Origin of the sequence: Frankia sp. Mgl5 (genome assembly GCF_023242985.1) — a bacterium.
GTDB classification, from domain to species: domain Bacteria; phylum Actinomycetota; class Actinomycetes; order Frankiales; family Frankiaceae; genus Parafrankia; species Parafrankia soli.
Genome location: NZ_JALKFY010000784.1, coordinates 1 through 1,102 on the forward strand (window position 1 = coordinate 1; position 1,102 = coordinate 1,102).

The following is a 1,102-nucleotide window of genomic DNA, read 5'->3' on the forward strand; positions in this document are numbered from 1 at the left end:
GCTGTGGCCGACGACGGCCTGCGGGTGCACGCCGTGGTGCTGCCAGAGCCGGGCCAGGGCGACGAGCACCGCGAACAGCGTCGGCTGGACGACGTCCACCTCGTCGAGGCTCGGGGCGCCGGGGGCCTCGTTGAGGACGTCCAGCAGGTTCCAGTCGATGTGCGGGGCGAGGGCCGCGGCGACGGCGTGGATGTGCTCGGCGAAGACCGGGCTGGCGGCCAGCAGGTCACGGGCCATCGCCGGCCACTGGCTGCCCTGGCCGGGGAAGACGAACACGGTCTTCGCGGTCGTGTCGGCGGCGCCGCGCACGATCCGCGCGCTGGACGTCGCCGCGGCCAGCGCGCCGAGCCCGCTGAGCAGGTCGTCGCGGTCCGCGCCGAGCACGACGGCGCGCTGCTCGAACACGGCCCGCGCCGTGACCAGCGCGTCCGCGATCTCCACGGGGGCCAGGTCGGCGGCCGGCGCCGACCGGAGGAAAGCGGCGAGCCGGTTCGCCTGGGCGCGCAGCGCGTCCGGGGTGCGAGCTGACAGAACCCACGGCACCGGCCCCGGCAGTGGCGCCGCCCCCGCCGCCGGGGCTGTCGCTGTCGCCGTTGTGGTGGCCGCCGGGGGTTCCTCGAGGATGACGTGGGCGTTGGTGCCACTGATCCCGAAGGACGAGACGGCGGCGCGGCGGGGATGGCCGTTGCGGTGCCACGGCCGGGCCTCGGTCAGCAGCTCGACGGCGCCGGTGGACCAGTCGACGTAGGGCGTGGGCTCGTCCACGTGCAGGGTCGGCGGCAGCAGATCGTTCTGGAGCGCGAGGACCAGCTTGATGATGCCGGCGGCGCCGGCGGCGGCCTGGGTGTGCCCGATGTTCGACTTGAGGCTGCCGAGCCAGAGGGGCTGGTCGGCGGGCCGGTTCTGGCCGTAGGTGGCGAGGATGGCCTGCGCCTCGATGGGGTCACCGAGCGGGGTGCCGGTGCCGTGGGCCTCGACGACGTCGATCTGGTCGGGGCGTAGCCGGGCGTTCGCCAGCGCGGTCTGGATGACGCGTTGTTGGGCGGGTCCGTTGGGTGCGGTGAGGCCGTTGGAGGCGCCGTCCTGGTTGATGGCGGTGCCG

1 protein-coding gene is annotated in these 1,102 nt (G+C 75.0%); it reads right to left on the reverse strand.

Annotated features, from left to right (window positions below; genetic code table 11):
• A partial coding sequence (locus MXD62_RS27610; RefSeq protein WP_248832319.1) for an acyltransferase domain-containing protein occupies nt 1-1,102 on the reverse strand: 1,102 nt, incomplete at both ends.